The following is a 24,141-nucleotide window of genomic DNA, read 5'->3' as shown; positions in this document are numbered from 1 at the left end:
TGCGGTCAGGAAGCGCGGAGCGGGCCGCCGTTCGGGTGGTGCGCGGCGAAGGAGGCGGAGACCGGTGACTGTGGACCGTTTGGCCCGTGCGGTACGGGAGCAGATCGCGTTCGGGCGCGTGCTGCCGCTCGGCGGGGCGGGAGACGGGGTCTGGATCACCGAGAACGCGGCCGCCGACGCGCTGCGCGGGGCGGTGGCCGGGCTCACCGGCGTCCGGGTCGGCACTCTGCGCATCGGCCCGGAGGCGGTGGCGGAGCCGGCCACGCATGCGGATACGGATACGGATGCGGGCGGCGCGCCGCTCGTACCGGTCGTTCCGCTCGTACCGCTCGTACCGCCGAGTGCGGTGCCGTACGGCCCGCTGTGCGTGGCCGCGGCCTTCGAGGCCGCCATCGACCGGCCGCTGCCCGCCACCGCGGAGCGGTTGCGGACCGCTCTGTGGAGTGCGGCCCACGATCTGCTGGGGCTGGCGGTCACCTCGGTGGACCTCGACGTCACCGGCCTGATGGATCCCCCGGCCGGACCGGGTGCCCTCCCCGGCTTCGATCCCGCTCCCGCCCCCGTCCCCGCGCTCGCTGCGGGCGAGGACCCGCCGCCGGCCGGCAACGGGGTGGTCGCCGCGGCGCTCCTGGTGCCGGGGGTGGCCCGGGTGACCTCACGGCTCGGCGGCTTCGCGTCCGGACTCCGCACGGCCGACGGCGGCGATCCACCGGCCCGGGAGGTCCGGGTGCAGATCGCGGTCGTGCCCGGCCACCGCGCGCTGGATGTGGCCCGCGCGGTGGCCGCGGCGGTCACCGCGGCCGCGGAGCCCGGTTCCCCGGGCCCCGTCACGACGGCGGTCGTGGTCACCGCCATCGGGTGACCACGACCGGACATCGACCGGACATCGACCGGACATCGATCGAGCGGAGTCATCGGGCGGAGTTACTCGCCGACGCCGGCGAGGTCGCGCAGCCGGCGGCCCTGGGCGGCGCGCTCGGCGGGGCGCTGCTCCTCGTACGAACGGGCGGCGGCACCCTGCAGCAGGGCCTTGGTCTCGATGACGGCGTCACGGGGCGCGGCGAGCAGCTCAGCGGCGAGAGCCAGAGCGGTCTCGTCCAGCTCGGCCACCGGGACCACCACGTTGGCGAGGCCCATGCGCCAGGCCTCCGACCCGTGCACGAAGCGCCCGGTGGCGCAGATCTCCAGGGCCCGCGCATAGCCGACGAGGTCGACCAGCGGCTTGGTGCCACCGAGGTCGGGCACCAGTCCGAGGCTGGTCTCGCGCATGGCGAACTGCGCGTCGTCCGCGCACACCCGCAGATCGCAGGCGAGAGCGAGCTGGAAGCCGGCACCGATCGCATGGCCCTGTACGGCGGCGATGGTCACGATGTCGCTGCGCCGCCACCAGGTGAACGCTTCCTGGTACTCGGCGATGGTCGCGTCGAGCTGCTCGTCGGAACCGCGCGCGAGGTCGATGAACGACGGTTCGCCGTCGAAGCCCTCGGGCGTGAAGGCCTGCCGGTCGAGCCCCGCGGAGAAGGACTGCCCTTCGCCGCGGAGCACGACAACGCGCACGCTGCCCGGCAGGAGCCGGCCTGCCTCGACCAGGGCCCGCCACAGGGCGGGTGACTGGGCATTGCGTTTGGCCGGATTGCACAGTGTGACGGTCGCGACGGAGTCGTCGGCGGTGAGCCGCACTCCGTCACGCTCGAGCAGCACGGTGGGGTCGGGCATCGGGCACCTCCGAGCGAACCGCGGAATTGATTACCGAAGAGTAACCACCTGGTCGACACAGTCGTCGACCGGGTGGGCACGCTGGGGAATCCGGGTCGCGGGAGATGCCCTGCCCGTCAGGCCGTAGCGGCCTTCGACTTGCCTCGTGTTGCACCGCCGCGACCACGCAGGGTCACGCCGGACTCGCTGAGCATCCGGTGCACGAATCCATAGGAGCGGCCGGTTTCCTCGGCCAACGCCCGGATGCTCGCACCGGAGTCGTACTTCTTCTTCAGGTCTGCCGCGAGCTTCTCGCGCGCGGCGCCGGTTACCCGGCTGCCCTTCTTCAGAGTCTCGGCCACCCGTGCCTCCTCTAGGGAAGTGCGCTCTGGACTCTCATGATCACCCCTCGGCGCCTTCCTGGCCACCCATTCGGCAAGGTCCGTACGACAACATTTGAACCGGGGACCTTTTTCCGGCGGCCGGGTGGCACACGAAGATCCCCGAATTCGTCCGGCGCTTTCCGGACAGCTGTCCGGGCGCCGCGAAAAGCGGCAGGTCATCCATGGTCGGTAAGGAGTTTCCCGACGTCACACCACTGATCGACTCAGGGCGGCGGTCATACCGCGCCACCCGGTGGCGCGGTATGAGCTCGTCTCACACAGATGATGGATCACCCATAGGCCGAATGATCCACTGCCAGGTGATCAGGCGGGCCGATCGGACGGCACGGCCGATCCGGGCGGCGGGGCGGTCAGGCCAGCGAGACCAGATCCGCGTAGTCCTCGCCCCAGAGGTCCTCGACACCGTCGGGCAGCAGGATGATCTTCTCGGGGGCCAGTGCGTGCACCGCGCCCTCGTCGTGCGTCACCAGGACGACGGCGCCGCTGAAGGTGTGCAGCGCGCCGAGGATCTCCTCGCGGCTGGCCGGGTCGAGGTTGTTGGTGGGCTCGTCGAGCAGCAGCACGTTGGCGCTGGAGACCACCAGCGAGGCGAGCGCCAGCCGGGTCTTCTCACCGCCGGACAGCACGCCGGCCGGCTTGTTGACGTCGTCGCCCGAGAACAGGAACGAGCCGAGGATCTTGCGGATCTCGACCAGGTCGGTGTCCGGGGCGGCCGAGCGCATGTTCTCCAGGACCGTGCGGTCCGGGTCCAGGGTCTCGTGCTCCTGGGCGTAGTAGCCGAGCTTGAGGCCGTGGCCCGGCTCGATCTTCCCGGTGTCGGGCGTCTCGACGCCCGCCAGCAGGCGCAGCAGCGTGGTCTTGCCGGCGCCGTTGAGACCGAGGATGACGACCCGCGAGCCGCGGTCGATGGCCAGGTCGACGTCGGTGAAGATCTCCAGCGAGCCGTACGACTTCGACAGCCCGCTCGCCATCAGCGGGGTCTTGCCGCAGGGCGCGGGGTCCGGGAAGCGGAGCTTGGCGACCTTGTCCGACACGCGGACGGCGTCGAGGCCCGCCAGCAGCCGGTCGGCGCGCTTGGCCATGTTCTGCGCGGCGACCGTCTTGGTGGCCTTGGCGCGCATCTTGTCGGCCTGCGAGTTCAGCGACGCGGCCTTCTTCTCGGCGTTGCTGCGCTCGCGCTTGCGGCGCTTCTCGTCGGCCTCGCGCTGGGCCTGGTAGAGCTTCCAGCCCATGTTGTAGACGTCGATCTGGGTGCGGTTGGCGTCCAGGTAGAAGACCTTGTTGACGACCGTCTCCACGAGCTGGATGTCGTGGGAGATCACGATGAAGCCGCCGCGGTACGTCTTGAGGTAGTCGCGCAGCCAGACGATGGAGTCTGCGTCCAGGTGGTTCGTCGGCTCGTCGAGCAGCAGGGTGTCGGCGTCGGAGAACAGGATCCGGGCCAGCTCCACCCGGCGGCGCTGACCGCCGGACAGGGTCGACAGCGGCTGGCCGAGCACCCGGTCGGGCAGTCCGAGGGCGGCGGCGATGGTGGACGCCTCGGCCTCGGCCGCGTAGCCGCCCTTGGTGAGGAACTCGGTCTCCAGGTTGGAGTACTTCCGCATCGCCTTCTCGCGGGTGGCGCCCTTGCCGTTCGCCATCCGCTCCTCGTTCTCCCGCATCTTGCGCAGGACGGAGTCCAGGTCGCGGGCGGAGAGGATGCGGTCGCGGGCGAGGGTCTCCAGGTCACCGGTGCGCGGGTCCTGCGGGAGGTAGCCGACCTCGCCGGACCGGGTCACGGTGCCGCCGGCGGGCTGGCCCTCACCGGCGAGGACCTTGGTCAGGGTGGTCTTGCCGGCGCCGTTGCGGCCGACGAGGCCGATGCGGTCGCCCTTGGCGATACGGAAGGAAGCGGACTCGATGAGGATGCGGGCTCCAGCACGCAGCTCGAGGCCAGTGGCAGTAATCACGGGAAAAGCTCCAGGGCATGGCGAACGACAGAAAGGGGCGCGGGGGAGGTCGTACGCCGCCGGCTAATGAACGAGAGGGACTGCCATACAGGCCAGTCTACCGGGGTGTGGCAAGCCGGTTGTTGCCCAGGGGAGGGCGATGAGGTGCTACGCGCCCGAGGCCGTCGGCCACGATCGGCGACGGTGGCCCGCGGCGGCCTCCGCCCGTTCGGGCCTGGAGGGCCGGTGTGGGGCAAATCACCCATACTCGTCGTATGCAGTTCGACGACAACGCGAAACTGGACACGTCACAGGTGCAGGACCAGCGCGGTGGCGGCTCGTCCGGCGGCGGACCGTTCGGTGGCGGCGCTCCCAGCGGCAAGGTGGTCGGCGGCGGCATCGTCGGCCTGATCGTGGTCGTGATCGGGATCGTCCTGGGCATCAGCCCCAACCAGATGGGCCTGTCCGGCAGCGCCACGGACACCGCGCCGCGCACCGGCGCCGCCGCCGACCTGGCGCAGACGTGCGCGACCGGCCGGGACGCCAACACCCAGGAGCAGTGCCGGATCGTCGCGGTGGTCAACAGCGTCCAGGCGTACTGGACGAACGAGTTCCGGCAGCGCGGCGGCACCTATCAGCCGGCGCCGACCGTCTTCTTCGACCGGCCGATGCGCACCGGCTGCGGGGCCGCCGATCCGCGGACCGGGCCGTTCTACTGCCCCGTCGACCGGAAGGTCTACATCGACCTGAACTTCTTCGCGACGCTGCAGAGCCAGTTCGGCGCCGAGGGCGGGCCGTTCGCGGAGAGCTACGTCGTCGCCCACGAGTACGGGCACCATGTGCAGAACCTGCTGGGGACGCTGCGCGCCGCCCAGGACGGGCGCACCGGGGCCACCAGCAAGTCGGTACGGGTCGAGCTGCAGGCGGACTGCTACGCGGGCCTGTGGTCGAAGAACGCCACCATGACCATCAACCCGGCCACCGGCAGGCCGCTGATCACCGCGGTGACGGCGGACGACATCACCCGCGGCCTGGACGCGGCGGCCGCGGTCGGCGACGACACGATCCAGTCCCGCGCGCAGGGCCGGGTGACCCCGGACAACTGGACGCACGGCTCGTCGGCGCAGCGTCAGCAGTGGTTCGCCACCGGTCTGCGGACCGGCGACCTGGCGCGCTGCGACACCTTCGGATGACCCCCCGGCAGGGAGGGACGGCGACGGCCCGGCGGGTGTTCCCGCCGGGCCGTCGCCGATCGTCGTCGTCCGGTGCCCGAGCGGTCAGGCGCCGCCGGTGTGCACCTGGAAGGCGGCCCTGCGGACGGCCTTGGCGACCGCGGGGTCCGGGTGCGCGGCGGCCAGCGCCACGAGCACCTGGACGGTACGGGGGTGCCCCGCGCCGCGGATCTCCACCAGGAGCGACCGCACCGAGCCCTCCACCGCCGCGTCGAGATGGCTCACGAGCAGCTGGCCCTCGCCGTGGTCGGCGACGGCCGCGGCGGTGTCCACCCACAGCCAGGCGGTCTCCTCGCGGGTCAGCAGTCCCGCGACGGCCTCCGGGTCACCGCCGTCCTGCTCGGCCAGCCACAGCAGCGCGTAGGGCCGCAGCGTCGGCTCCTCGGAGGAGGCGCGGACGGCGGGCTCGGCGGGCGCACCGACCACCCGGAGCGCCTCGAAGGCCAGGCCGCGCAGCAGCGCGTCCTCACCGCGGGCGGTCTCCAGCAGCTCGGCGACGGCCAGGCCGACGGGGCGGGCGGCGAGCCAGGCGCGGTACTCGGCGCGGGCCGGGCCCGGGGAGAGCCGCGCGCAGGCGCGCAGCATCTTCTCCGCGGACTGCTCGATATGGCCGGCCGGGCCCTGGGCGGCCACACAGATCTGTTCCAGCTTGACCCAGACCGCCCAGTTGCCGAGCGGGGTGAGCGCGGCCTCCTGGGTGTCGCAGGAGGCGTCGCGCGGATGCAGCGCCCCGACCCCGGCAACCGCGTCGAGCACCCAGTTCAGCAGGGCGGGCAGCGGGTCGTGGGCACCGTCGGCGGGCGGCTCGTGCCGTTCGGTCCGCAGCTCCGCGACCCGCTGGCGCAGCAGGTCCAGCAGGGTGTCGACCGGTACCGGGCCCGAGGAGAGGTGCAGGAAGGACAGCAGCTGCGGGGTGGCCTCGACGACCTCGGCCACCAGCGAGGGGTCCGCCTCGGCGGGGTCGCCGGGGGGGTGCGCGAGGGACCAGGCGTCGAAGAGCGCGACCCAGCCGCGCAGTACGGCGGTGTTGTCGCGGTCCCAGGCGCGCAGCCGCCAGCCGGGGCGGGCGGCGCCCTGGTGGAGTTCGATCAGGCCCGCGAGCCGGGCCCGGTCCCAGCCGGACCGGATCTGCCGTTCCGTCAACTCCAGCTCGGCGGCTGCCTGCTGGACGTCGGCGTCCGGAAGTATCCCGGTCGGACCTGCGGTACCGGGTCCCGCTTCGGCCCACCGCGCGAGGCGGACCGTGTCGGCGAGTTCGGCGCGCGCCTGGCGGGCGAGCTCGGACAGCGCGGGGGTGCCCTCGGGCGGCCGCGGCGGGCGGGAGCGCCGCGCTGTCGCCGTGGGGCGGGCGGCGGAGCCCCCCACCGCGAAGGCCAGGGAGGGTCGTCGGGGGACAAGGCGGAGCGGAGTGTCTCGCGAAGTACGGGACGTCACTGGAGCAGTGTCCCGGGTGAGGCCCCAGAATCCCAAACGCGCTCCGGGGCGGCGCCCCTCACGCTGCGCTCCCGGCTCCGCGCCGAGCGCTACATCAGAGGGGTCAGGAAGCGTCGCAGGGCCTCTTCGTACGACGCCGGGTCGACGTTCCACATAGCGCTGTGGGAGGCGCCGGGAACGGTGTGGAGCGTGACCAGATCCGGTCGCTTCGCGGCGAGTTGTCGCGATCCTGACCAGGACGAGAGGGTGTCGTCCGGGCCGTGCACGACCAGCACGGGGACGCTCAGCCGGGCGGGGTCCGCGGCGTCCGCGATACGTTCCGCATGCAGCCCGGTGCGGCCCTCGGCGGCGCGCACGCCGAGCGGTACGAGCGCCCCCGGCACACCGTGGGAAAACGCCGCGGCGCGCACGGTCGATTTCCAGTCCAGGACGGGTGAATCGAGGATCAGCCCGCTGATCCGGTCCCGGAGCGCCGAGTGGTCGGCGGCCCGCAGCGCCATCGTGGCGCCCGTCGACCACCCGTAGAGCACGAACCGTTCGGCGCCGTACTCCGCGGCGTACTTCATCGCCGCGTCGAGGTCGCGCCATTCGGTGTCGCCGAGGTGTCCGAGGCCGTCCGGTGAGGGCGGGGCGCCGGGATCGTTGCGGTAGGCGAGGTCGAGCACCGGGAAGCGGTGGCCGTGCAGGGCCGGCAGGACGTTGAGCGGGAGTTCGCGGGTCGCGCCGAGGCCGTGCACGGTGATCACCCACGTCGAGCGGGCCCCGGGGACGAACCAGGCGGGCATCGGACCGAGTTCGCCGGGCACCAGCACCTCGGCGTAGTCCAGACCGAGGGCGCCGCGCGGGTCGCCCGCGTGGACCTGGGCCGTCATCCGGACCCGGGTGCCGGGGTCGAGGGCGCCGCTGTAGACCCGGTCGAGGCGCCGGGCCACCGTGTCCGGCGTCGTCCACAGCACCTCGCCGACCGCGGCGTGCACTCCGTCGCCGGACAGCCCGTAGACGCCCGGCCGCAGGGAGGCCAGGGCGCGGGTCATGCTGACCTGGCCGGGCGCGGTGGCGTGGACGGTGACCCGCTCGTCGGGTTCCGGGCCGTCGGGGGACGGTTTGAGGGCGAGGTCGGACACGTACCGTCCGGCCGCCACAGCGGCCGCGCCGGCACCGAGCACGGTGGTGGCGGCCACGGCCGCCACGGTTCGTATACGCATCGGTTCCAGTGTCGGCGGGGCGGCGCGATGCGGCCAGTGGACAGCGGCCGGCCGTGGCCCCGGGCGGTGGCGGCCGGGCTGCGTCAGCCGTGCGCCGTCGGCCGGGCCAAGTCGGCCGGGCGGTGTCAGCCGGGCTGGCCGTAGCCGCGCAGCCGCCCGCCCGCGTCGTCCAGCTCGGCGTCCGACAGCAGGGCGGGGGTCAGTCCGGGCACCGAGCGGGCGGTGAGCCAGACCTGGCACATCCACTCCAGCTGCGCCGTACGGTCGTACGCTTGATCGAGTGTGGCGCCGTACACGAGCGTTCCGTGGTTGCGCATCAGGCACGCGCTGCGGTCCCGCAGGGCCCGCAGCACCTGCGCGGCCAGTTCGTCCGTGCCGTAGGGGGCATAGCCGGCGACCCGGATCCGGCCGCCCATCGCCGCCGCCATGTAGTGGATCGCCGGAAGCTCGTCCACCAGGGTCGAGACGGCCGTGGCGTGCACCGCGTGGGTGTGCACGATCGCCCGCGCGCCCGTGCCGCGGTAGACGGCCAGGTGCATCGGCAGCTCGCTGGTGGGGCGCAGCCGTCCGGAGACCTGCCGGCCGTCCAGATCGACGGCGACGGCGTCGACGGGGCCGAGCCGGTCGTACGGGACGCCGGTCGGCGTCACCAGCACCAGGTCGCCCACCCGGACCGAGACATTGCCGGACGTACCGACCACCAGGCCGTCCGTGACACTGCGCCGGGCCGTGGCCACCAGCTCCGACCAGGCTTTCTCCATGGCATCGCGCATCCGTCGATCCTTACAGGTTGGGCGTTGCCGCGTCCTCGCGGGGCGCAGTAGCGTCCCGCACACCACCGGCCGCACACCACGGCCGCACCGGATCGCATCACGGATTGCAGGGGCATCATGACCACCGTCAACGGCGGCATCTCCTTCTGGTACTCGCAGACCGGCATCCCCGTGCCGCGCGAGCCCCTGCCGGGCGACACGACCGCGGACGTCTGCATCGTCGGTGGCGGCTACACGGGCCTGTGGACCGCCTACTACCTCAAGAAGGCCGTGCCGTTCCTGCGGATCACGGTGCTGGAGCAGAAGTTCTGCGGCTACGGGGCGTCCGGGCGCAACGGCGGCTGGCTGTACAACGGCATCGCGGGCCGCGACCGGTACGCGAAGCTGCACGGCCATGACGCCGCGGTCGCCCTGCAGCACGCGATGAACGAGACGGTGGACGAGGTGGTGCGGGTCGCCGCCGAGGAGGGCATCGACGCCGACATCGTCAAGGGCGGGGTGCTGGAGGTCGCGCACTCCCCCGCGCAGCTCGCCCGGCTGAAGGCGTTCCACGCGGCGGAGCTGGCCTTCGGCGAGAAGGACCGGCTGCTGCTGGGCGCGCGGGAGTCCGCGGAGCGGATCCGGGTCGCGGGGACCTCCGGCGGCACCTGGACGCCGCACGGCGCCCGTATACATCCGGTGAAGCTTCTGCAGGGGCTGGCGAAGGCCGTCGAGGCGCTGGGTGTGGTGATCCACGAGTCCACCACGGTGACCGAGATCAAGCCGAAACACGCGATCACCCCGTACGGCACGGTGCGCGCCCCGTACGTGCTGCGCTGCACGGAGGGCTTCACGGCCTCGCTCAAGGGGCAGAAGCGGTCCTGGCTGCCGATGAACTCCTCGATGATCGCCACCGAGCCGCTGCCCCAGCAGGTGTGGGACACCATCGGCTGGGAGGGCCGCGAGACGCTCGGCGACATGGCGCACGCCTACATGTACGCGCAGCGCACGGCCGACGACCGGATCGCGCTGGGCGGCCGCGGGGTGCCGTACCGCTTCGGTTCGCGGACGGACAACGACGGGCGTACGCAGCCGGCCACGGTCGAGGCGCTGCGCGAGATCCTGGTCCGCTTCTTCCCGGCGACCGCCGGCGTGGCGATCGAACATGCCTGGTCAGGGGTGCTGGGCGTGCCGCGCGACTGGTGTGCGAGCGTGGAGCTGGACCGGGCGACCGGGCTCGGCTGGGCGGGCGGCTACGTCGGCAGCGGCGTCGCGACGGCGAACCTGGCGGCGCGGACGCTGCGCGATCTGGTGCAGCTGGACTCGGGTCAGGGCCACGGCACCGACCTCACCGCGCTGCCCTGGGTGGGCCACCGGGTACGGCGCTGGGAGCCGGAGCCGTTCCGCTGGATCGGGGTGCACGGAATGTACGCGGCCTACCGCGGCGCGGACCGCCGTGAGCTGTCCGGGCGCAGCAGTGAAACGGACCCGGTGGCACGCGTCGCGGACCGGATCTCCGGGCGGCACTGAAACGGATTCCGGGGGCGGTGCCGAGCCGGATCCCGGGCGATGGCGCAGCCGCCCCAACACCCGGCATGGCCTGAAGAATCCGGTCCACGAGGGGCGGCACCATGCAGCCGCCGCCAGTTAACCTTCCGTTCACCCGGACTCCGTACGGTCGCCACCGCCACTGTCCGATCAAACGATTGCCTGGGTACATGGAACACATCACGCTCCTGATCGGAATCGTGATCGTGACCGCTCTCGTGTTTGATTTCACGAACGGTTTCCACGACACCGCCAACGCGATGGCCACCACCATCTCCACCGGCGCACTCAAGCCCAAGACGGCGGTGGCCATGTCCGCCGTGCTGAACCTCGTCGGCGCCTTCCTGTCCGTGGAAGTCGCCAAGACCATCTCCGGCGGCATCATCGACGAGAGCGCGGGGATCCGGCCGGAAGTCATCTTCGCGGGCCTGGTCGGCGCCATCGTCTGGAACATGCTGACCTGGCTGGCCGGGCTCCCGTCCAGCTCCTCCCACGCACTGTTCGGCGGCCTCATCGGCGCGACCCTGGTCTCCGTCGGCGCCCATGGCGTCAACGGCGACAAGGTCGTCATGAAGGTCCTGATCCCGGCGCTCGCCGCCCCGGTCGTCGCGGGCCTGGCGGCGATGCTCGCCACCAAGCTCACCTACCGGATCGGCCGCAACAGCGACCCGAAGGCGACCGCCAAGGGCTACCGGGCCGGGCAGATCGCCTCGGCCGGCCTGGTCTCGCTCGCGCACGGCACCAACGACGCGCAGAAGACGATGGGCGTCATCACCCTCGCCCTGATCACCGGCGGAGTCGTCGCCCCGCACGCCGACCCGCCGATGTGGGTCATCGTCTCGGCCGGCACCGCCATCGCGCTCGGCACCTACCTCGGCGGCTGGCGCATCATCCGCACGATGGGCAAGGGCCTCACCGACATCGAGGCGCCGCAGGGCTTCGCCGCCCAGACCGGCGCCGCGGCCACCATCCTGGCCTCCTCGCACCTCGGTTTCGCGCTCTCCACCACCCAGGTCTGCTCGGGCTCCGTGATGGGTTCCGGTGTCGGCCGCAAGGGCGCGGTGGTCCGCTGGAGCACCGCGGGCCGCATGGTCGCCGCCTGGGGCCTGACGCTGCCCGCCGCCGGCCTGGTCGCCGCCGGTGCCGCGCTGCTGGCCGGCCAGGGCGCGTGGGGCATCGCCGGGGTCGCCGTCCTGGCGCTCGTCGCCTGCACCGCGATCTGGCTCGCCTCGCGCCGCAAGCCGATCGACCACAGCAACGTCAACGAGCTCCCGGTCGAGCCGCAGGGTGCGGTCACCGCCGCCATCGCGGCCGTCAGCCCGCCGCCCGCCGGACCCGTCGCACCGCTCGCCGCGACCATCCCGGCTCCCGCGGCCGTCGCCACCCCCGTCGACGCCGCACCGGCCACGGCCTGATCCCGGCCCGGAAGGAATCAGCACCATGCAGATCGACTGGCAGGCCCTCGGTACCGTCCTCGGCGTCACCCTCGCGGTGACCATCGGGCTGGTGGGCGTCTTCACCCTCGGCATCGTCGGGCTCGCCAAGCGCGGGTCCGCCACCGACGGAACGGCCGCCTCCGGCGGTTCCGCCGTCCTGACCAGGACCGGCGCCTACGCGTGCTTCGCGCTCTGCGCGGCGGCGGTGGCGTACGGCATCTTCCTGATCGTCGCCTGATCCTCTTCCGAGCACCGCGCGCCGACGGCGCAGGCCCGCATCCGCGAACCCGCGGGTGTGGGCCTTCGCACATCTTCCGTCGCAGGTCAACAGCGAGTTGACGGGGTTCGCGGCACGTGGTGGACTGCCCGGTGCCATACGGCGGTAGGAGAGGAAGTCCGGTGTGAATCCGGCGCGGTCCCGCCACTGTCACCGGGGAGTGCACCCCCACCAGAACGTCAGCGCCGAGCGATCGGCCGGACGGTCGGGGGTGCGCGGATCCGGGAGCCAGGAGACTCTCAACCGCCGGTCACGTCGAACCAGGGCGCGGACCCTGAGTGAGGACTCCTGCCATGCCCGGCCGCCGTCGTACTCCACCGGATCCCCAGGCCCTGTCCCGTCGAGGCGTGACGGCGGGCTGACGCCGTGCGAGCCGGACACGCCTTCGCGTGCGGCGCCGCTCTCGGCCAGCTCGGCGACCTGATCGCGGGCGATCCACGCCGCGGCCACCCGGTCGCCGTGTTCGGCCGCGCCGCGACCGCCGCCGAACGCCGGCTGTGGCGCGACCACCGCGGCCACGGCGCGCTGTACACCGCGCTGTGCGCGGGCGGCGCGACCGCCGCCGCCGCGCTGGCCGCACGGGCCGTACGCCCCTCCCCCGCCGCCACCATCGCCCTGACCGCGGCCGCCACCTGGTCGGTGCTGGGCGGCACCTCGCTGGGCCGTGAAGCGCTGGCCGTCGCCGCGGCGCTGGAGGCGGGCGACCTCGAAGCGGCCCGCGAGCGGCTGCCGAACCTGTGCGGCCGCGACCCGCAGGCCCTGGACGCCGGGCAGATCGCGCGGGCAGTCGTGGAGTCCGTGGCCGAGAACACCTCGGACGCGGTCGTCGGCGCCCTGGTGTGGGGCGCGGCGGCCGGCGTGCCGGGGCTCGTCGGCTTCCGTGCCGTCAACACCCTGGACGCGATGGCCGGTCACAAGTCGCCGCGCTACCGCCGGTTCGGCTGGGCCTCCGCCCGCCTCGACGACGTCGCCGGCTGGCCCGGCGCCCGGCTGACCGCCGTCCTCGCCACGCTCGCCGGACCCGATCCGCGCGGCGCACTGCGCGCCTGGCGCCGGGACGCCGCCGGCCACCCCAGCCCCAACGCGGGCCCGGTGGAAGCCTCCTTCGCGGGCGCACTGGGCGTCCGGCTCGGCGGCACCCTCGCCTACGCCGGCCGCGTGGAGCACCGCGCCGTACTGGGCGCCGGCAACCGGCCGCCCGAAGTCGCCGACATCGCCCGCGCCGTACGGCTCTCGCGCCGCGTCGGCCTGCTGGCGCTGGCGGTCTGCGCCGGCGGACGGCTGGCCGTCACCGCGCTGTCGGCATCCACCGAGGAGGGAACCCGATGAGCGGTACACGCGGCGTGCGCCGCACCGGCGGAGGGCTGCTGGTCGCCGGGACCACGTCCGACGCGGGCAAGAGCGTCGTCACGGCGGGCATCTGCCGCTGGCTGGTCCGGCAGGGCGTGAAGGTCGCGCCCTTCAAGGCGCAGAACATGTCGCTGAACTCGTTCGTGACCCGCGAGGGCGCCGAGATCGGGCGGGCGCAGGCCATGCAGGCGCAGGCGGCCCGGGTCGAGCCGACGGCGCTGATGAACCCGGTGCTGCTCAAGCCCGGCAGCGACAGCAGCAGCCAAGTGGTGCTGCTCGGCAAGCCGGTGGGAGAGATGAGCGCCCGCGGTTATCACGGTGGGCCCGAGGGGTCGTCGTCCGCCGGAGGAACACCGTTCGGCGGGAAGCAGTCCACGCTGCTCCCCGTCGTCGTGGAGTGCCTGGCCGAACTGCGGGGCACGTATGACGCGGTGATCTGTGAAGGGGCGGGCAGTCCGGCCGAGATCAACCTGCGGCACAACGACATCGTGAACATGGGCCTGGCCCGCGCCGCGCGGCTGCCGGTCGTGGTGGTCGGGGACATCGACCGGGGCGGCGTCTTCGCCTCGTTCTTCGGCACGACGGCCCTGCTGAGCCCCGAGGACCAGGAACTGGTCTGCGGCTACCTCGTCAACAAGTTCCGCGGCGACGTCTCGCTGCTGGAGCCGGGCCTGGACATGCTGCGCGGGCTCACCGGCCGGTCCGTGTACGGCGTGCTGCCGTTCGCGCACGGGCTGGGCATCGACGAGGAGGACGGGCTGCGGGTCTCGATGCGCGGCGCCGTACGGGAGTCGGTCGTCACCCCGCCGCACGGCGAGGACATCCTGCGGGTCGCGGTCGTCGCCGTGCCGCTGATGTCGAACTTCACGGACGTCGACGCGCTGGCCGCAGAACCGGGCGTCGTCGTGCGCTTCGTCGACCGTCCGCAGGAACTCGCCGACGCCGACCTGGTGGTGCTGCCCGGCACCCGGGGCACCGTCAGGGCGCTGGCCTGGCTGCGCGAGCGCGGGCTCGCCGACGCGATCGTCCGGCGGGCCGCCGAAGGCCGTCCGGTGCTGGGCATCTGCGGCGGCTACCAGATCCTCGGCGGGACGATCGAGGACGAGATCGAGTCGCGGGCCGGCCGGGTGGACGGGCTCGGGCTGCTGCCCGTCCGGGTCCGGTTCGCGGCGGAGAAGACGCTGGCCCGGCCGGTCGGCGAGGCGCTCGGCGAACCCGTCGAGGGGTACGAGATCCACCACGGGGTCGCGGAAGTCCTGGGCGGCGACGGGCCGTTCATGACCGGCGACGACGGGCGGGCGCTGGACGGCTGCCGGTCGGGCGCCGTCTGGGGCACCCACTGGCACGGCTCGCTGGAGAGTGACGGCTTCCGCCGCGCCTTCCTGCGCCGGATCGCCGAACAGGCCGGCCGCCGCTTCGTCCCGGCCCCCGACACCTCCTTCGGGACGCTGCGCGAGGAACAGCTCGACCGCCTCGGCGACCTGATCGAAGAACACGCGGACACCGCCGCGCTCATGCGGCTCATCGAGGACGGCGCACCCGCCGGCCTACCCTTCCTTGCTCCGGGGGCACCGTGACCACCGTTCTGCTTCTGTCCACCGCCGACACCGACCTGCTGGCGGCCCGCGCCTCCGGTGCGGACTACCGGATCGGCAACCCGACCCGGGTCGGACCCGGCGACCTGGCCGCGCTGACCGAGGGCGCGGACATCGCCGTCGTGCGGCTGCTCGGCGGCAAGCGCGCCTGGGAGGACGGACTCGCCGCGCTGCGCACGTCCGGCATCCCGACGGTGCTGCTCGGCGGGGAGTCGGTGCCGGACGCCGAACTGATGGCGGAGTCCTCGGTCCCGGCGGGCGTCGTCGCCGAGGCGCTGCGCTATCTGGTCGAGGGCGGCTCGGCGAACCTGGTGGAGCTGGCCCGCTTCCTGTCGGACACGGTGCTGCTGACCGGTGAGGGCTTCGAACCCCCGGCCACCATGCCGCAGTACGGGACGCACGGCGGGTACCCGTTCACCGAGGGCCGCCCGACCGTCGGCGTGCTCTTCTACCGCGCCCACGAACTGTCCGGGAACACCGGCTTCGTGGACACGCTGTGCGCCGCGATCGAGGCGAAGGGCGCCAACGCGCTGCCCGTGTACTGCGGGACGCTGCGCGGCGCCGACGCCGGTCTGTACGCGCTGCTGGGCCGGGCGGACGCGCTGGTCGCGACCGTCCTGGCGTCCGGCGGCACCCGCGCCTCCGACGCCTCGGCGGGCGGCGACGACGAGGCCTGGGACATCGGCGCGCTCGCCGATCTGGACATCCCGGTCCTCCAGGGTCTGTGCCTGACCTCGTCCCGCGCGGCCTGGGCGGCCTCCGACGCGGCGCTGTCGCCGATGGACGCGGCGATGCAGGTGGCGATCCCGGAGTTCGACGGCCGGCTGATCACCGTCCCGTTCTCGTTCAAGGAGACCGGCGAGGGCGATGTACCGGTGTACGTCGCCGACCCCGAACGCGCCGCGCGCGTCGCCGGGATCGCGGTCCGGCACGCCGCGCTCAAGCACAAGCCGAACCCGGAGAAGAAGCTCGCGGTCGTCTTCACCGCCTACCCCACCAAGCACTCGCGGGTCGGCAACGCGGTCGGCCTCGACACCCCCGCCTCGGCCGTCGGCCTGCTGGACGCGCTGCGCGGCGCCGGATACGCCGTCGACGGGTACCCGGACAACGGCGACGAGCTGATCCACCGGCTGATCGCCGCGGGCGGCCACGACGTCGAATGGCTCACCGAGGAGCAGTTGTCCGCCGCCCCGGCCCGGGTCCCGCTCGCCGACTACCAGCGGTGGTTCGCGACCCTCGAACCCGAGCTGCGCGCGGGGATGCTGGAGCACTGGGGGGAGCCGCCGGGCACCCTCTACCTCGACGGCGAGGACATCGTCCTGGCGTCCCTGCAGTTCGGGAACGTCGTGGTCATGATCCAGCCGCCGCGCGGATTCGGGGAGAACCCGATCGCGATCTACCACGACCCGGACATGCCGCCGTCGCACCACTACATGGCGGCCTACCGCTGGCTCGACAACACGTTCGGCGCCGACGCGATCGTCCACATGGGCAAGCACGGCACCATGGAGTGGCTGCCCGGCAAGGGCCTCGGTCTGTCGGCGGGCTGCGCGCCGGACGCGGTGCTGGGCGAACTGCCGCTCGTCTACCCGTTCATCGTCAACGACCCGGGCGAGGGCACCCAGGCCAAGCGGCGCGGCCACGCCACCGTCGTCGACCACCTGGTGCCGCCGATGGCGCGCGCCGACACCTACGGCGACCTCGCCAAGCTGGAACAGCTCCTCGACGAGTACGCGCTCGTCTCCGACCTGGACCCGACGAAGACCCCGGCCGTCCGCAGCCAGATCTGGACGCTGGTGCGGGCCGCCGAGCTCCACCACGACCTGCACGTCGACGACCAGCCCGACGATGAGGCCTTCGACGAGTTCGTCCTGCACCTCGACGGCTGGCTCTGCGAGATCAAGGACGTCCAGATCCGCGACGGTCTGCACATCCTCGGCGGCGGCCCCGTCGGCGAGGCCCGGGTCAACCTGGTGCTCGCCATCCTGCGCTCCTCCCAGGTGTGGGGCGGCGTCGGCGCGGCACTGCCCGGTCTGCGGGCCGCGATGGCCGAGGCGTTCGGCCTCAACGAGAAGGCGCTGCTCGCCGAACCCGGCGCCCGGCTCGCGGTGCCCGCCGCGCTGACGGCGCTGGCCGAAGGACCCGCCAGGACCGCCGCCGACGCCGTCGACCTGCTGGAGACGCTCGCGCGCCGGCTGGCCGGGGCGATGGAGGAGTCCGGCTGGAGCCGGGCCGCGGCCCCCGGGATCGTGACGGAGGTGCTCGGCTCGCCCGTCCAGGACGCCGTGCGGATCCTGGAGTTCGCCGCCGAGGAGGTCGTGCCCCGGCTGGAGCGCACCACCGACGAGATCGACAACATCCTGCGCGCGCTGCGCGGCGGCTACGTACCGGCCGGCCCGTCCGGGTCCCCGACCCGCGGTCTGGTCAACGTCCTGCCGACCGGCCGCAACTTCTACTCCGTCGACCCGAAGGCGATCCCGTCCCGGCTCGCCTGGGACGTCGGCACGGCCCTCGCCGACTCGCTGCTGGAGCGGCACCTCACCGACACCGGCGTGTACCCGAAGTCCGTCGGCCTGACGGTGTGGGGCACGTCCTGCATGCGCACCCAGGGCGACGACATCGCCGAGATCCTCGCCCTGCTGGGCTGCCGCCCGGTCTGGGACGACGCCTCGCGCCGCGTCACCGGGTTCGAGGTGGTGGGCCTGGAAGAGCTGGGCCGCCCGCGCATCGATGTGACGGTCCGCATCTCCGGCTTCTTCCGCGACGCCTTCCCGCACGTCATCCAGCTCCTCGACGACGCCGTCCAGGCCGTCGCGGAACTCGACGAGCCCGCCGAGTCCAACTACGTCCGCGCCCACGCCGACGAGGACACCGCCGAGCACGGCGACCGCCGCCGCGCGACGGCCCGCATCTTCGGCTCCAAGCCGGGCGCCTACGGGGCCGGTCTGCTGCCGCTGATCGACGCCCGCAACTGGCGCTCGGACGCCGACCTCGCCGAGGTCTACGCGGTCTGGGGCGGCTACGCGTACGGCCGCGGCCTGGGCGGCCGCGCGGCGCGCGGTGACATGGAGCAGGCGTTCCGCCGCATCCAGGTGGCCGCGAAGAACGTCGACACCCGCGAGCACGACATCGTCGACGCCGACGACTACTTCCAGTACCACGGCGGCATGGTGGCGATGACGCGCCACCTGACGGGCGTCTCCCCCGCCGCCTACGTCGGCGACAGCGCCACCACCGACCAGGTCAAGACCCGCACCCTGGGCGAGGAGACGCACCGCGTCTTCCGCGCCCGGGTGGTCAACCCCCGCTGGATGGCGGCCATGCGCCGGCACGGCTACAAGGGCGCCTTCGAGATGGCCGCGACCGTCGACTACCTCTTCGGGTACGACGCGACGGCCGGCGTGGTGGACGACTGGATGTACCAGCGGCTCGCGGCGGAGTACGTGTTCGACAAGGAGAACCAGGACTTCATGAAGAAGTCCAACCCCTGGGCGCTGCGCGGCATCAGCGAGCGGCTGCTGGAGGCCGCCGACCGCGGGCTGTGGGCCGAGCCCGACCCGGAGACCCTGGACCGGCTCCGCGAGATCTATCTGCAGCTCGAAGGCGACCTGGAAGGCGACTCATGAGCACCCCGTACCCGTTCACCGCGATCGTCGGGATGACCGACCTGCGGCTCGCGCTGCTGCTGAACGCCGTATCGCCGGCGGTCGGCGGTGTGCTCGTGCGCGGTGAGAAGGGCACCGCCAAGTCGACGGCCGTGCGGGCGCTCTCCTCGCTGCTGCCGGATGTCGCCGTCGTCGGCGGGTGCCGGTTCTCGTGCGATCCGGCCGCCCCGGACCCGGCGTGCCCGGACGGCCCGCACGCGGTCGGTGCGGGCACCGCCCGCGCCGCGCGGATGGTGGAGCTGCCGGTCGGCGCGTCGGAGGACCGGCTGGTCGGTTCGCTGGACATCGAGCGGGCGCTGTCCGAGGGCAAGAAGTCGTTCGAGCCGGGGCTGCTGGCCGACGCGCACCGCGGCGTGCTCTACGTCGACGAAGTCAACCTGCTGCACGACCACTTGGTCGACCTGCTGCTGGACGCCGCGGCCATGGGCGCCTCCTACGTCGAGCGCGAGGGCGTCTCCGTCCGGCACGCGGCCCGCTTCCTGCTCGTCGGCACCATGAACCCGGAGGAGGGCGAGCTGCGCCCGCAGCTCCTCGACCGGTTCGGGCTGACGGTGGAGGTCGCGGCGTCCCGCGAGACGGACGAGCGCGTCGAGGTCGTCCGGCGCCGGCTCGCGTACGACGAGGACCCGGCGGCGTTCGCCGGCAAGTGGTCGGGCGACGAGGACGCGCTGCGGGCGCGGATAGTGGCGGCGCGGGCGCTGCTGCCGTCCGTGGTGCTCGGGGACCGTGCGCTGCGCCAGATCGCGGCGACCTGCGCGGCGTTCGAGGTCGACGGGATGCGCGCGGACATCGTGATGGCGCGTACCGCGACCGCGCTGGCGGCGTGGGACGGGCGGACCGAGGTCATCGCGGAGGACGTCCGGCAGGCGGCGCTGCTGGCGCTGCCGCACCGGCGGCGCCGCAACCCGTTCGACGCGCCGGGCCTCGACGAGTCGAAGCTCGACGACACGCTGGAGCAGAACAGCGGCGGCCCGGACCCGGAGGACGACCCGGATCCGGACGGCCCCGACGACGGCGGCGGGCAGCCGCCGGAGGGCGGTCCGGACGACGGGCCGCAGGACGGGTCCGAGGAGGGTCCCGAGGAGGGTTCCGCGCCCGATGAGCCCGCCGGGCAGCAGCAGGGCGGGTCGTCGGGCGGTGGCGAGCAGAGTGCCGCTCCGGCGGGCGAGCCGTTCAAGACCAAGGCGTTCACCATCCCCGGCATGGGCGAGGGCGCGGCCGGGCGCCGGTCGCGGGCGCGGACCGCGCACGGCAGGACGACCAGCGCCCGGCGGCCGCAGGGCCAGTTGACGAAGCTGCATCTGGCGGCGACGGTGCACGCGGCGGCCCCGCACCAGCGGGCGCGCGGGCGCAGCGGTCCCGGTCTGGTGATCCGGAAGGACGATCTGCGGCAGGCGGTGCGGGAGGGGAAGGAGTCGAATCTGGTGCTGTTCGTCGTCGACGCCTCCGGCTCCATGGCCGCCCGGCAGCGCATGACCGCCGTCAAGGGCGCCGTCCTGTCGCTGCTGATGGACGCCTACCAGCGGCGCGACAAGATCGGGATGATCACCTTCCGCGGCGCGGACGCCGAGCTGGCGCTGCCCCCGACGTCGTCGGTCGAGGCGGGCGCGGCGCGGCTGCGGGTACTGCCGACGGGCGGCCGGACGCCGCTGGCGGCCGGGCTGCTGAAGGCGCGCGAGGTGCTGCGGATCGAGCGGCTGCGGGACGCGTCCCGCCGGCCGCTGCTGGTCGTGGTGACGGACGGCCGGGCGACCGGCGGACCCGAACCCGTACAGCTGGCGGCGCGGGCGGCGCGGCTGCTGAACGCCGAGGGCGTGGCGTCGGTCGTCGTCGACTGCGAGTCGGGTCCCGTGCGGCTCGGCCTGGCGGGCGCGCTGGCGCTCGACCTCGCCGGGACCGCCGTGACGCTGGAGGAACTGCGCGCGGACACCGTGTCCGCGCTCGTACGTGATGTGCGGAGGGCCGCGTAATGCCGCAGGGACAGCCGAGCAGCGTGCCGGACGACGGGCTCACGACGCGCCAGCGCCGCAACCGGCCGCTGACCATCGTGCACACCGGTATCGGCAAGGGGAAGTCGACGGCCGCCTTCGGGCTCGCGCTGCGCGCCTGGAACCAGGGGTGGCCGATCGGGGTGTTCCAGTTCGTCAAGTCGGCGAAGTGGAAGGTCGGCGAGGAGCGGGCGCTGCGGGTCCTCGGCGACTCCGGCGAGGGCGGCACCGTCGCCTGGCACAAGATGGGCGAGGGCTGGTCCTGGGTGCAGCGCGACATCGCCGACAGCGAGGAAGCGGCCAAGGAGGGCTGGGAGCAGGTCAAGCGGGACCTGGCCGCCGAGACGTACCAGCTTTACGTGCTGGACGAGTTCGCGTACCCGATGCACTGGGGCTGGGTGGACACCGACGAGGTGATCCAGGTCCTCAACGACCGTCCCGGCACCCAGCATGTGATCATCACCGGCCGCAACGCGCCGGAGAAGCTGGTCGAGGCCGCCGACCTCGTCACCGACATGACGAAGGTCAAGCACCCGATGGACGCGGGCCAGAAGGGCCAGAAGGGCATCGAGTGGTGACGTCCCTCCCCCGTCTGGTCATCGCCGCGCCCTCCTCGGGCAGCGGCAAGACCACCGTGGCCACCGGGCTGATGGCGGCCTTCACCGGGGCCGGCCTCGCCGTGTCCCCGCACAAGGTCGGCCCCGACTACATCGACCCGGGCTACCACGCGCTCGCCACCGGCCGCCCGGGGCGGAATCTCGACGCCTTCATGTGCGGTCCCGAACTGATCGCCCCGCTCTTCCTGCACGGTGCGGCCGGAGCGGACCTGGCGGTCGTCGAGGGCGTCATGGGCCTGTACGACGGGGCCGCCGGGCAGGGCGAACTGGCGTCGACGGCACATGTGGCGAAGCTGCTGCGCGCACCGGTGGTGCTGGTCGTCGACGCCTCGTCGCAGTCCCGGTCGGTGGCCGCGCTGGTGCACGGCTTCGCGTCCTGGGACCCGGAGGTGCGGGTCGCGGGCGTCATCCTCAACAAGGTCGGTTCCGACCGGCACGAAGCGCTGCTCCGCGAGGCGCTGGACGAGTCCGGCGTGCCGGTTCTCGGCGCGCTGCGCCGAGCCGAACAGGTCAGTGTCCCCTCCCGGCACCTGGGCCTCGTCCCGGTCGCCGAGCGCAGCGCCGACGCGGTCGGCGCGGTGCGGGCGATGGCCGCCCAGGTCCGGGCGGGCTGCGACATGGAAGCGCTGCTGGCTTTGGCGCGCAGCGCCCCGGGTCTGGACGCCGACCCGTGGGACCCTGCGGGGCTGTTCCCCAGGCCCGCCCCTTCCCGAAACCGGGGCGCTGCCCCGGACCCAGTTGTGCCCACCCGTTCCGCCCTGCGGAACGATTGCCCACAACAGGGCGATGATTCAGCCCGTCCGGCGTTTGAGGACCGGGGTCCAGGGGCGGAGCCCTTGGTTTCGGGAAGGGGCGGGGTGGGGGAAAAGGCCCGCCGCAGGCGCCCCCTGGTCGCCGTCGCGGGCGGGCCCGCGTTCACGTTCTCGTACGCGGAGCACGCGGAACTGCTGACGGCCGCCGGAGCGGAGGTCGTCACCTTCGACCCGCTCCGCGACGAGCAACTCCCCCACAACACCGCCGCGCTGGTGATCGGTGGCGGCTTCCCGGAGGTCTACGCGCCGGAGCTGTCGGCGAACGAGCCGCTGCGCAAGGCCGTGGCGGAACTGGCGGCCTCCGGGGCGCCGGTCGCCGCCGAGTGCGCGGGGCTGCTCTACCTGGCGCGGGAGCTGGACGGCAGGCCGATGTGCGGCGTGCTCGACGCGACCGCGCGGATGTCGGAGCGGCTGACCCTCGGGTACCGCGAGGCGGTGGCGGTCTCGGACAGCGTGCTGGCGGAGGCCGGCACCCGCGTGCGGGGGCATGAGTTCCACCGCACGGTCATCGAGCCGGGCGCGGGCGCCACGCCCGCATGGGGGGTGACGCGGCCGGAGCGCCGCGTCGAAGGATTCGTCCACGGGGGCGTGCACGCCTCGTACCTGCATGTGCACTGGGCCGCGGTTCCGAGCGTGGCCCGAAGACTGGTGGAGAGGTGTTCCGAATGAGCGGGCGGCTGATCGGGGTCGGGGTGGGCCCCGGCGATCCGGAGCTGGTGACCGTCAAGGGTGTGAACGCCCTGCGGGCGGCGGCGGTGGTGGTCGTCCCCGTGATGGACACCCTCGAACGCGGCAGGGCCGAGGCGACGGTGCTGCACTACGTGGAGCAGGAGAAGGTGGTCCGGATCGTGTTCGCGCTGAACGAGCGGACCGACCGGGCACGGCGTGAGGCCGCGTGGGACGCGGCGGGCGGGCAGGTGGCCGAACTGCTGCGGACGCACGGCACGGTGGCGTTCGCGACGATCGGCGACCCCAACGTCTACTCGACGTTCACGTATCTCGCGCTGACCGTCGGGGAGCTGGTCGACGGCGTCGCCGTCGAGACCGTGCCCGGCATCACCGCGATGCAGGACCTGGCCGCGCGCAGCGGAGCGGTGCTGGCCGAGGGGACCGAGCCGCTGACGCTCGTGCCCGTCACGGCCGGGGCGGCGGTGCTGAAGGAGGCCCTGGAGGGGCCGGGCACCGTCGTGGCGTACAAGTTCGGCCGGCTGGCGGAGGAAGTGGCGACCGCGCTGCGGGAGACCGGCAGGACCGAGGGCGCCGTGTGGGGTTCCGCGCTCGGGCTGCCCGAGGAATCCATCCGCCCCGCCTCCGAGCTGCTCGAAGGCCCGCTCCCCTATCTCTCGACACTGATCGCTCCCGCCCGCCGGGACACCCGTGGAGGCAAGCTGTGACCGGCAAGGTGACCATCGTGGGGGCGGGGCCCGGCGCCGCCGACCTGCTGACGTTCCGGGCGGCCCGCGCCATCGCGGCCGCCGACATCGTCATCTGGGCCGCGAGCCTGGTGCAGGCGGAAGTACTGGAGCACGCCCGTGAGGGCGCGGAGATCCTGGACTCGGCGACGATGTCGCTGGAGGACGTCGTCGCGGTCTACGAGCGGGCGCAGGCCGAGGATCTGAAGGTGGCGCGGATCCACTCCGGCGACCCGGCCCTGTGGGGCGGTACGCAGGAGCAGGTCGACCGGTGCGACACGCTCGGCATCGAGGTCGAGATCATCCCGGGCGTCTCGTCCTTCTCCGCGGTCGCGGCGATCGCGCAGCGCGAGCTGACGATCCCCGAGGTCGCGCAGTCCGTGATCCTGACCCGGCTGGGCGGTGGCAAGACGCCGATGCCGCCGGGCGAGGAGGTACGGGAGTTCGCCCGGCACGGCACGACGATGGCGCTGTTCCTGTCGGCCGCCCGGTCGGGCCAGCTGGTCACGGAGCTGCTGGAGGGCGGCTATCCGACGGAGACGCCGGTCGTGATCGCCTACCAGGCGACCTGGCCGGAGGAGCTCGTGCTGCGCTGCACGATCGCGACGCTGGAGGAGACGGTCAAGGAGCACAAGCTCTGGAAGCACACCCTCTTCCTCGTCGGCCCGGCGCTCGCGGCGTCCGGCACCCGTTCGCACCTCTACCACCCGGGGCACTTCCACGGTTTCCGCCGGGCGGACCCGGCGGCCCGGCGCGCGTTGCGCGAGTCCAAGGCGTAAGCCACCCCCACC

Annotated in this window: 19 protein-coding genes and 1 riboswitch; of the genes, 13 read left to right on the top strand and 6 right to left on the bottom strand. The window is 73.3% G+C overall.

The genetic code is table 11. The features are described 5' to 3' along the window. The first annotated feature begins 64 nt into the window (after nucleotides 1-64). Nucleotides 65-862, top strand: a complete 798-nt coding sequence (locus LNW73_RS25635) for a hypothetical protein (RefSeq protein ID WP_250991520.1) — start codon at nucleotides 65-67, stop codon at nucleotides 860-862. Between the two features lie 62 nt (nucleotides 863-924). On the opposite strand, the gene LNW73_RS25630 is transcribed toward LNW73_RS25635, so the two are convergent. The 3 genes from LNW73_RS25630 to LNW73_RS25620 all read right to left on the bottom strand — a co-directional run bounded on the left by LNW73_RS25630 (nucleotide 925) and on the right by LNW73_RS25620 (nucleotide 4,048). Further along, a complete protein-coding gene (locus tag LNW73_RS25630; protein WP_250991519.1) occupies nucleotides 925-1,716 on the bottom strand; it encodes an enoyl-CoA hydratase/isomerase family protein in 792 nt (263 codons plus the stop codon). A 116-nt stretch (nucleotides 1,717-1,832) separates the two neighbouring features. Then, nucleotides 1,833-2,057, bottom strand: a complete 225-nt coding sequence (locus LNW73_RS25625; RefSeq protein WP_187144825.1) for a helix-turn-helix domain-containing protein — start codon at nucleotides 2,055-2,057, stop codon at nucleotides 1,833-1,835. 392 nt (nucleotides 2,058-2,449) lie between these two features. Beyond that, nucleotides 2,450-4,048: an ABC-F family ATP-binding cassette domain-containing protein gene (locus LNW73_RS25620; protein WP_250975274.1), complete on the bottom strand. Its 1,599-nt coding sequence runs from the start codon at nucleotides 4,046-4,048 to the stop codon at nucleotides 2,450-2,452. A 254-nt stretch (nucleotides 4,049-4,302) separates the two neighbouring features. Here LNW73_RS25620 and ypfJ point away from each other — a divergent pair, with 254 nt between their 5' ends. Then, nucleotides 4,303-5,220 (top strand): KPN_02809 family neutral zinc metallopeptidase, encoded by a 918-nt coding sequence (ypfJ, locus tag LNW73_RS25615; RefSeq protein WP_250991518.1) that lies wholly within the window; start codon nucleotides 4,303-4,305, stop codon nucleotides 5,218-5,220. A gap of 84 nt (nucleotides 5,221-5,304) precedes the next feature. On the opposite strand, the gene LNW73_RS25610 is transcribed toward ypfJ, so the two are convergent. The 3 genes from LNW73_RS25610 to LNW73_RS25600 form a co-directional block, all read right to left on the bottom strand. Beyond that, complete coding sequence (locus LNW73_RS25610; RefSeq protein WP_250991517.1) at nucleotides 5,305-6,693, bottom strand: hypothetical protein; 1,389 nt, start codon at nucleotides 6,691-6,693, stop codon at nucleotides 5,305-5,307. 89 nt (nucleotides 6,694-6,782) lie between these two features. Beyond that, a complete protein-coding gene (locus LNW73_RS25605) occupies nucleotides 6,783-7,898 on the bottom strand; it encodes an alpha/beta hydrolase (RefSeq protein WP_250991516.1) in 1,116 nt (371 codons plus the stop codon). A gap of 125 nt (nucleotides 7,899-8,023) precedes the next feature. After that, nucleotides 8,024-8,671 carry a class II aldolase/adducin family protein gene (locus LNW73_RS25600; protein WP_250991515.1) on the bottom strand — a complete coding sequence of 216 codons (648 nt, stop codon included), beginning with the start codon at nucleotides 8,669-8,671 and terminating at the stop codon, nucleotides 8,024-8,026. 117 nt (nucleotides 8,672-8,788) lie between these two features. On the opposite strand from LNW73_RS25600, the gene LNW73_RS25595 reads away from it, so the two are divergent. The 11 genes from LNW73_RS25595 (at nucleotide 8,789) to cobM (ending at nucleotide 24,129) form a co-directional block, all read left to right on the top strand. Next, the gene (locus LNW73_RS25595; RefSeq protein ID WP_250991514.1) at nucleotides 8,789-10,180 is read left to right on the top strand and encodes an NAD(P)/FAD-dependent oxidoreductase; all 1,392 of its coding nucleotides are present in this window, start codon (nucleotides 8,789-8,791) and stop codon (nucleotides 10,178-10,180) included. Nucleotides 10,181-10,368: 188 nt separating this feature from the next. Next, on the top strand, nucleotides 10,369-11,613 hold the full coding sequence (locus LNW73_RS25590; protein WP_250991513.1) for an inorganic phosphate transporter: 1,245 nt from the start codon (nucleotides 10,369-10,371) through the stop codon (nucleotides 11,611-11,613). Nucleotides 11,614-11,638: 25 nt separating this feature from the next. After that, nucleotides 11,639-11,872 carry a hypothetical protein gene (locus LNW73_RS25585; protein ID WP_250975281.1) on the top strand — a complete coding sequence of 78 codons (234 nt, stop codon included), beginning with the start codon at nucleotides 11,639-11,641 and terminating at the stop codon, nucleotides 11,870-11,872. Between the two features lie 103 nt (nucleotides 11,873-11,975). Continuing rightward, nucleotides 11,976-12,170: riboswitch (cobalamin riboswitch) on the top strand. 107 nt (nucleotides 12,171-12,277) lie between these two features. Further along, nucleotides 12,278-13,240: a cobalamin biosynthesis protein gene (locus LNW73_RS25580; protein WP_250975282.1), complete on the top strand. Its 963-nt coding sequence runs from the start codon at nucleotides 12,278-12,280 to the stop codon at nucleotides 13,238-13,240. After that, nucleotides 13,237-14,838, top strand: coding sequence for a cobyric acid synthase (locus tag LNW73_RS25575; protein ID WP_250991512.1), 1,602 nt, complete (start codon nucleotides 13,237-13,239; stop codon nucleotides 14,836-14,838). The genes LNW73_RS25580 and LNW73_RS25575 overlap by 4 nt, the downstream gene beginning before the upstream one ends. Beyond that, nucleotides 14,835-18,482: a cobaltochelatase subunit CobN gene (gene cobN, locus LNW73_RS25570; RefSeq protein WP_250991511.1), complete on the top strand. Its 3,648-nt coding sequence runs from the start codon at nucleotides 14,835-14,837 to the stop codon at nucleotides 18,480-18,482. Before LNW73_RS25575 ends, cobN begins: the two co-directional genes overlap by 4 nt. Beyond that, on the top strand, nucleotides 18,479-20,491 hold the full coding sequence (locus LNW73_RS25565) for a putative cobaltochelatase (RefSeq protein ID WP_250991510.1): 2,013 nt from the start codon (nucleotides 18,479-18,481) through the stop codon (nucleotides 20,489-20,491). Before cobN ends, LNW73_RS25565 begins: the two co-directional genes overlap by 4 nt. Beyond that, nucleotides 20,491-21,087, top strand: coding sequence for a cob(I)yrinic acid a,c-diamide adenosyltransferase (gene cobO, locus LNW73_RS25560; protein ID WP_250975286.1), 597 nt, complete (start codon nucleotides 20,491-20,493; stop codon nucleotides 21,085-21,087). The genes LNW73_RS25565 and cobO overlap by 1 nt, the downstream gene beginning before the upstream one ends. Beyond that, the gene (locus tag LNW73_RS25555; RefSeq protein WP_250991509.1) at nucleotides 21,084-22,607 is read left to right on the top strand and encodes a cobyrinate a,c-diamide synthase; all 1,524 of its coding nucleotides are present in this window, start codon (nucleotides 21,084-21,086) and stop codon (nucleotides 22,605-22,607) included. The genes cobO and LNW73_RS25555 overlap by 4 nt, the downstream gene beginning before the upstream one ends. Then, nucleotides 22,604-23,332, top strand: coding sequence for a precorrin-2 C(20)-methyltransferase (cobI, locus tag LNW73_RS25550; protein WP_250975288.1), 729 nt, complete (start codon nucleotides 22,604-22,606; stop codon nucleotides 23,330-23,332). Before LNW73_RS25555 ends, cobI begins: the two co-directional genes overlap by 4 nt. Further along, a complete protein-coding gene (cobM, locus tag LNW73_RS25545; protein WP_250975289.1) occupies nucleotides 23,329-24,129 on the top strand; it encodes a precorrin-4 C(11)-methyltransferase in 801 nt (266 codons plus the stop codon). The genes cobI and cobM overlap by 4 nt, the downstream gene beginning before the upstream one ends. The last annotated feature ends 12 nt before the right edge of the window (nucleotides 24,130-24,141 follow it).

The organism is Streptomyces sp. RKAG337, assembly GCF_023701715.1.
Lineage (GTDB): Bacteria > Actinomycetota > Actinomycetes > Streptomycetales > Streptomycetaceae > Actinacidiphila.
This window is presented reverse-complemented; position numbering and strand designations above follow the sequence as displayed.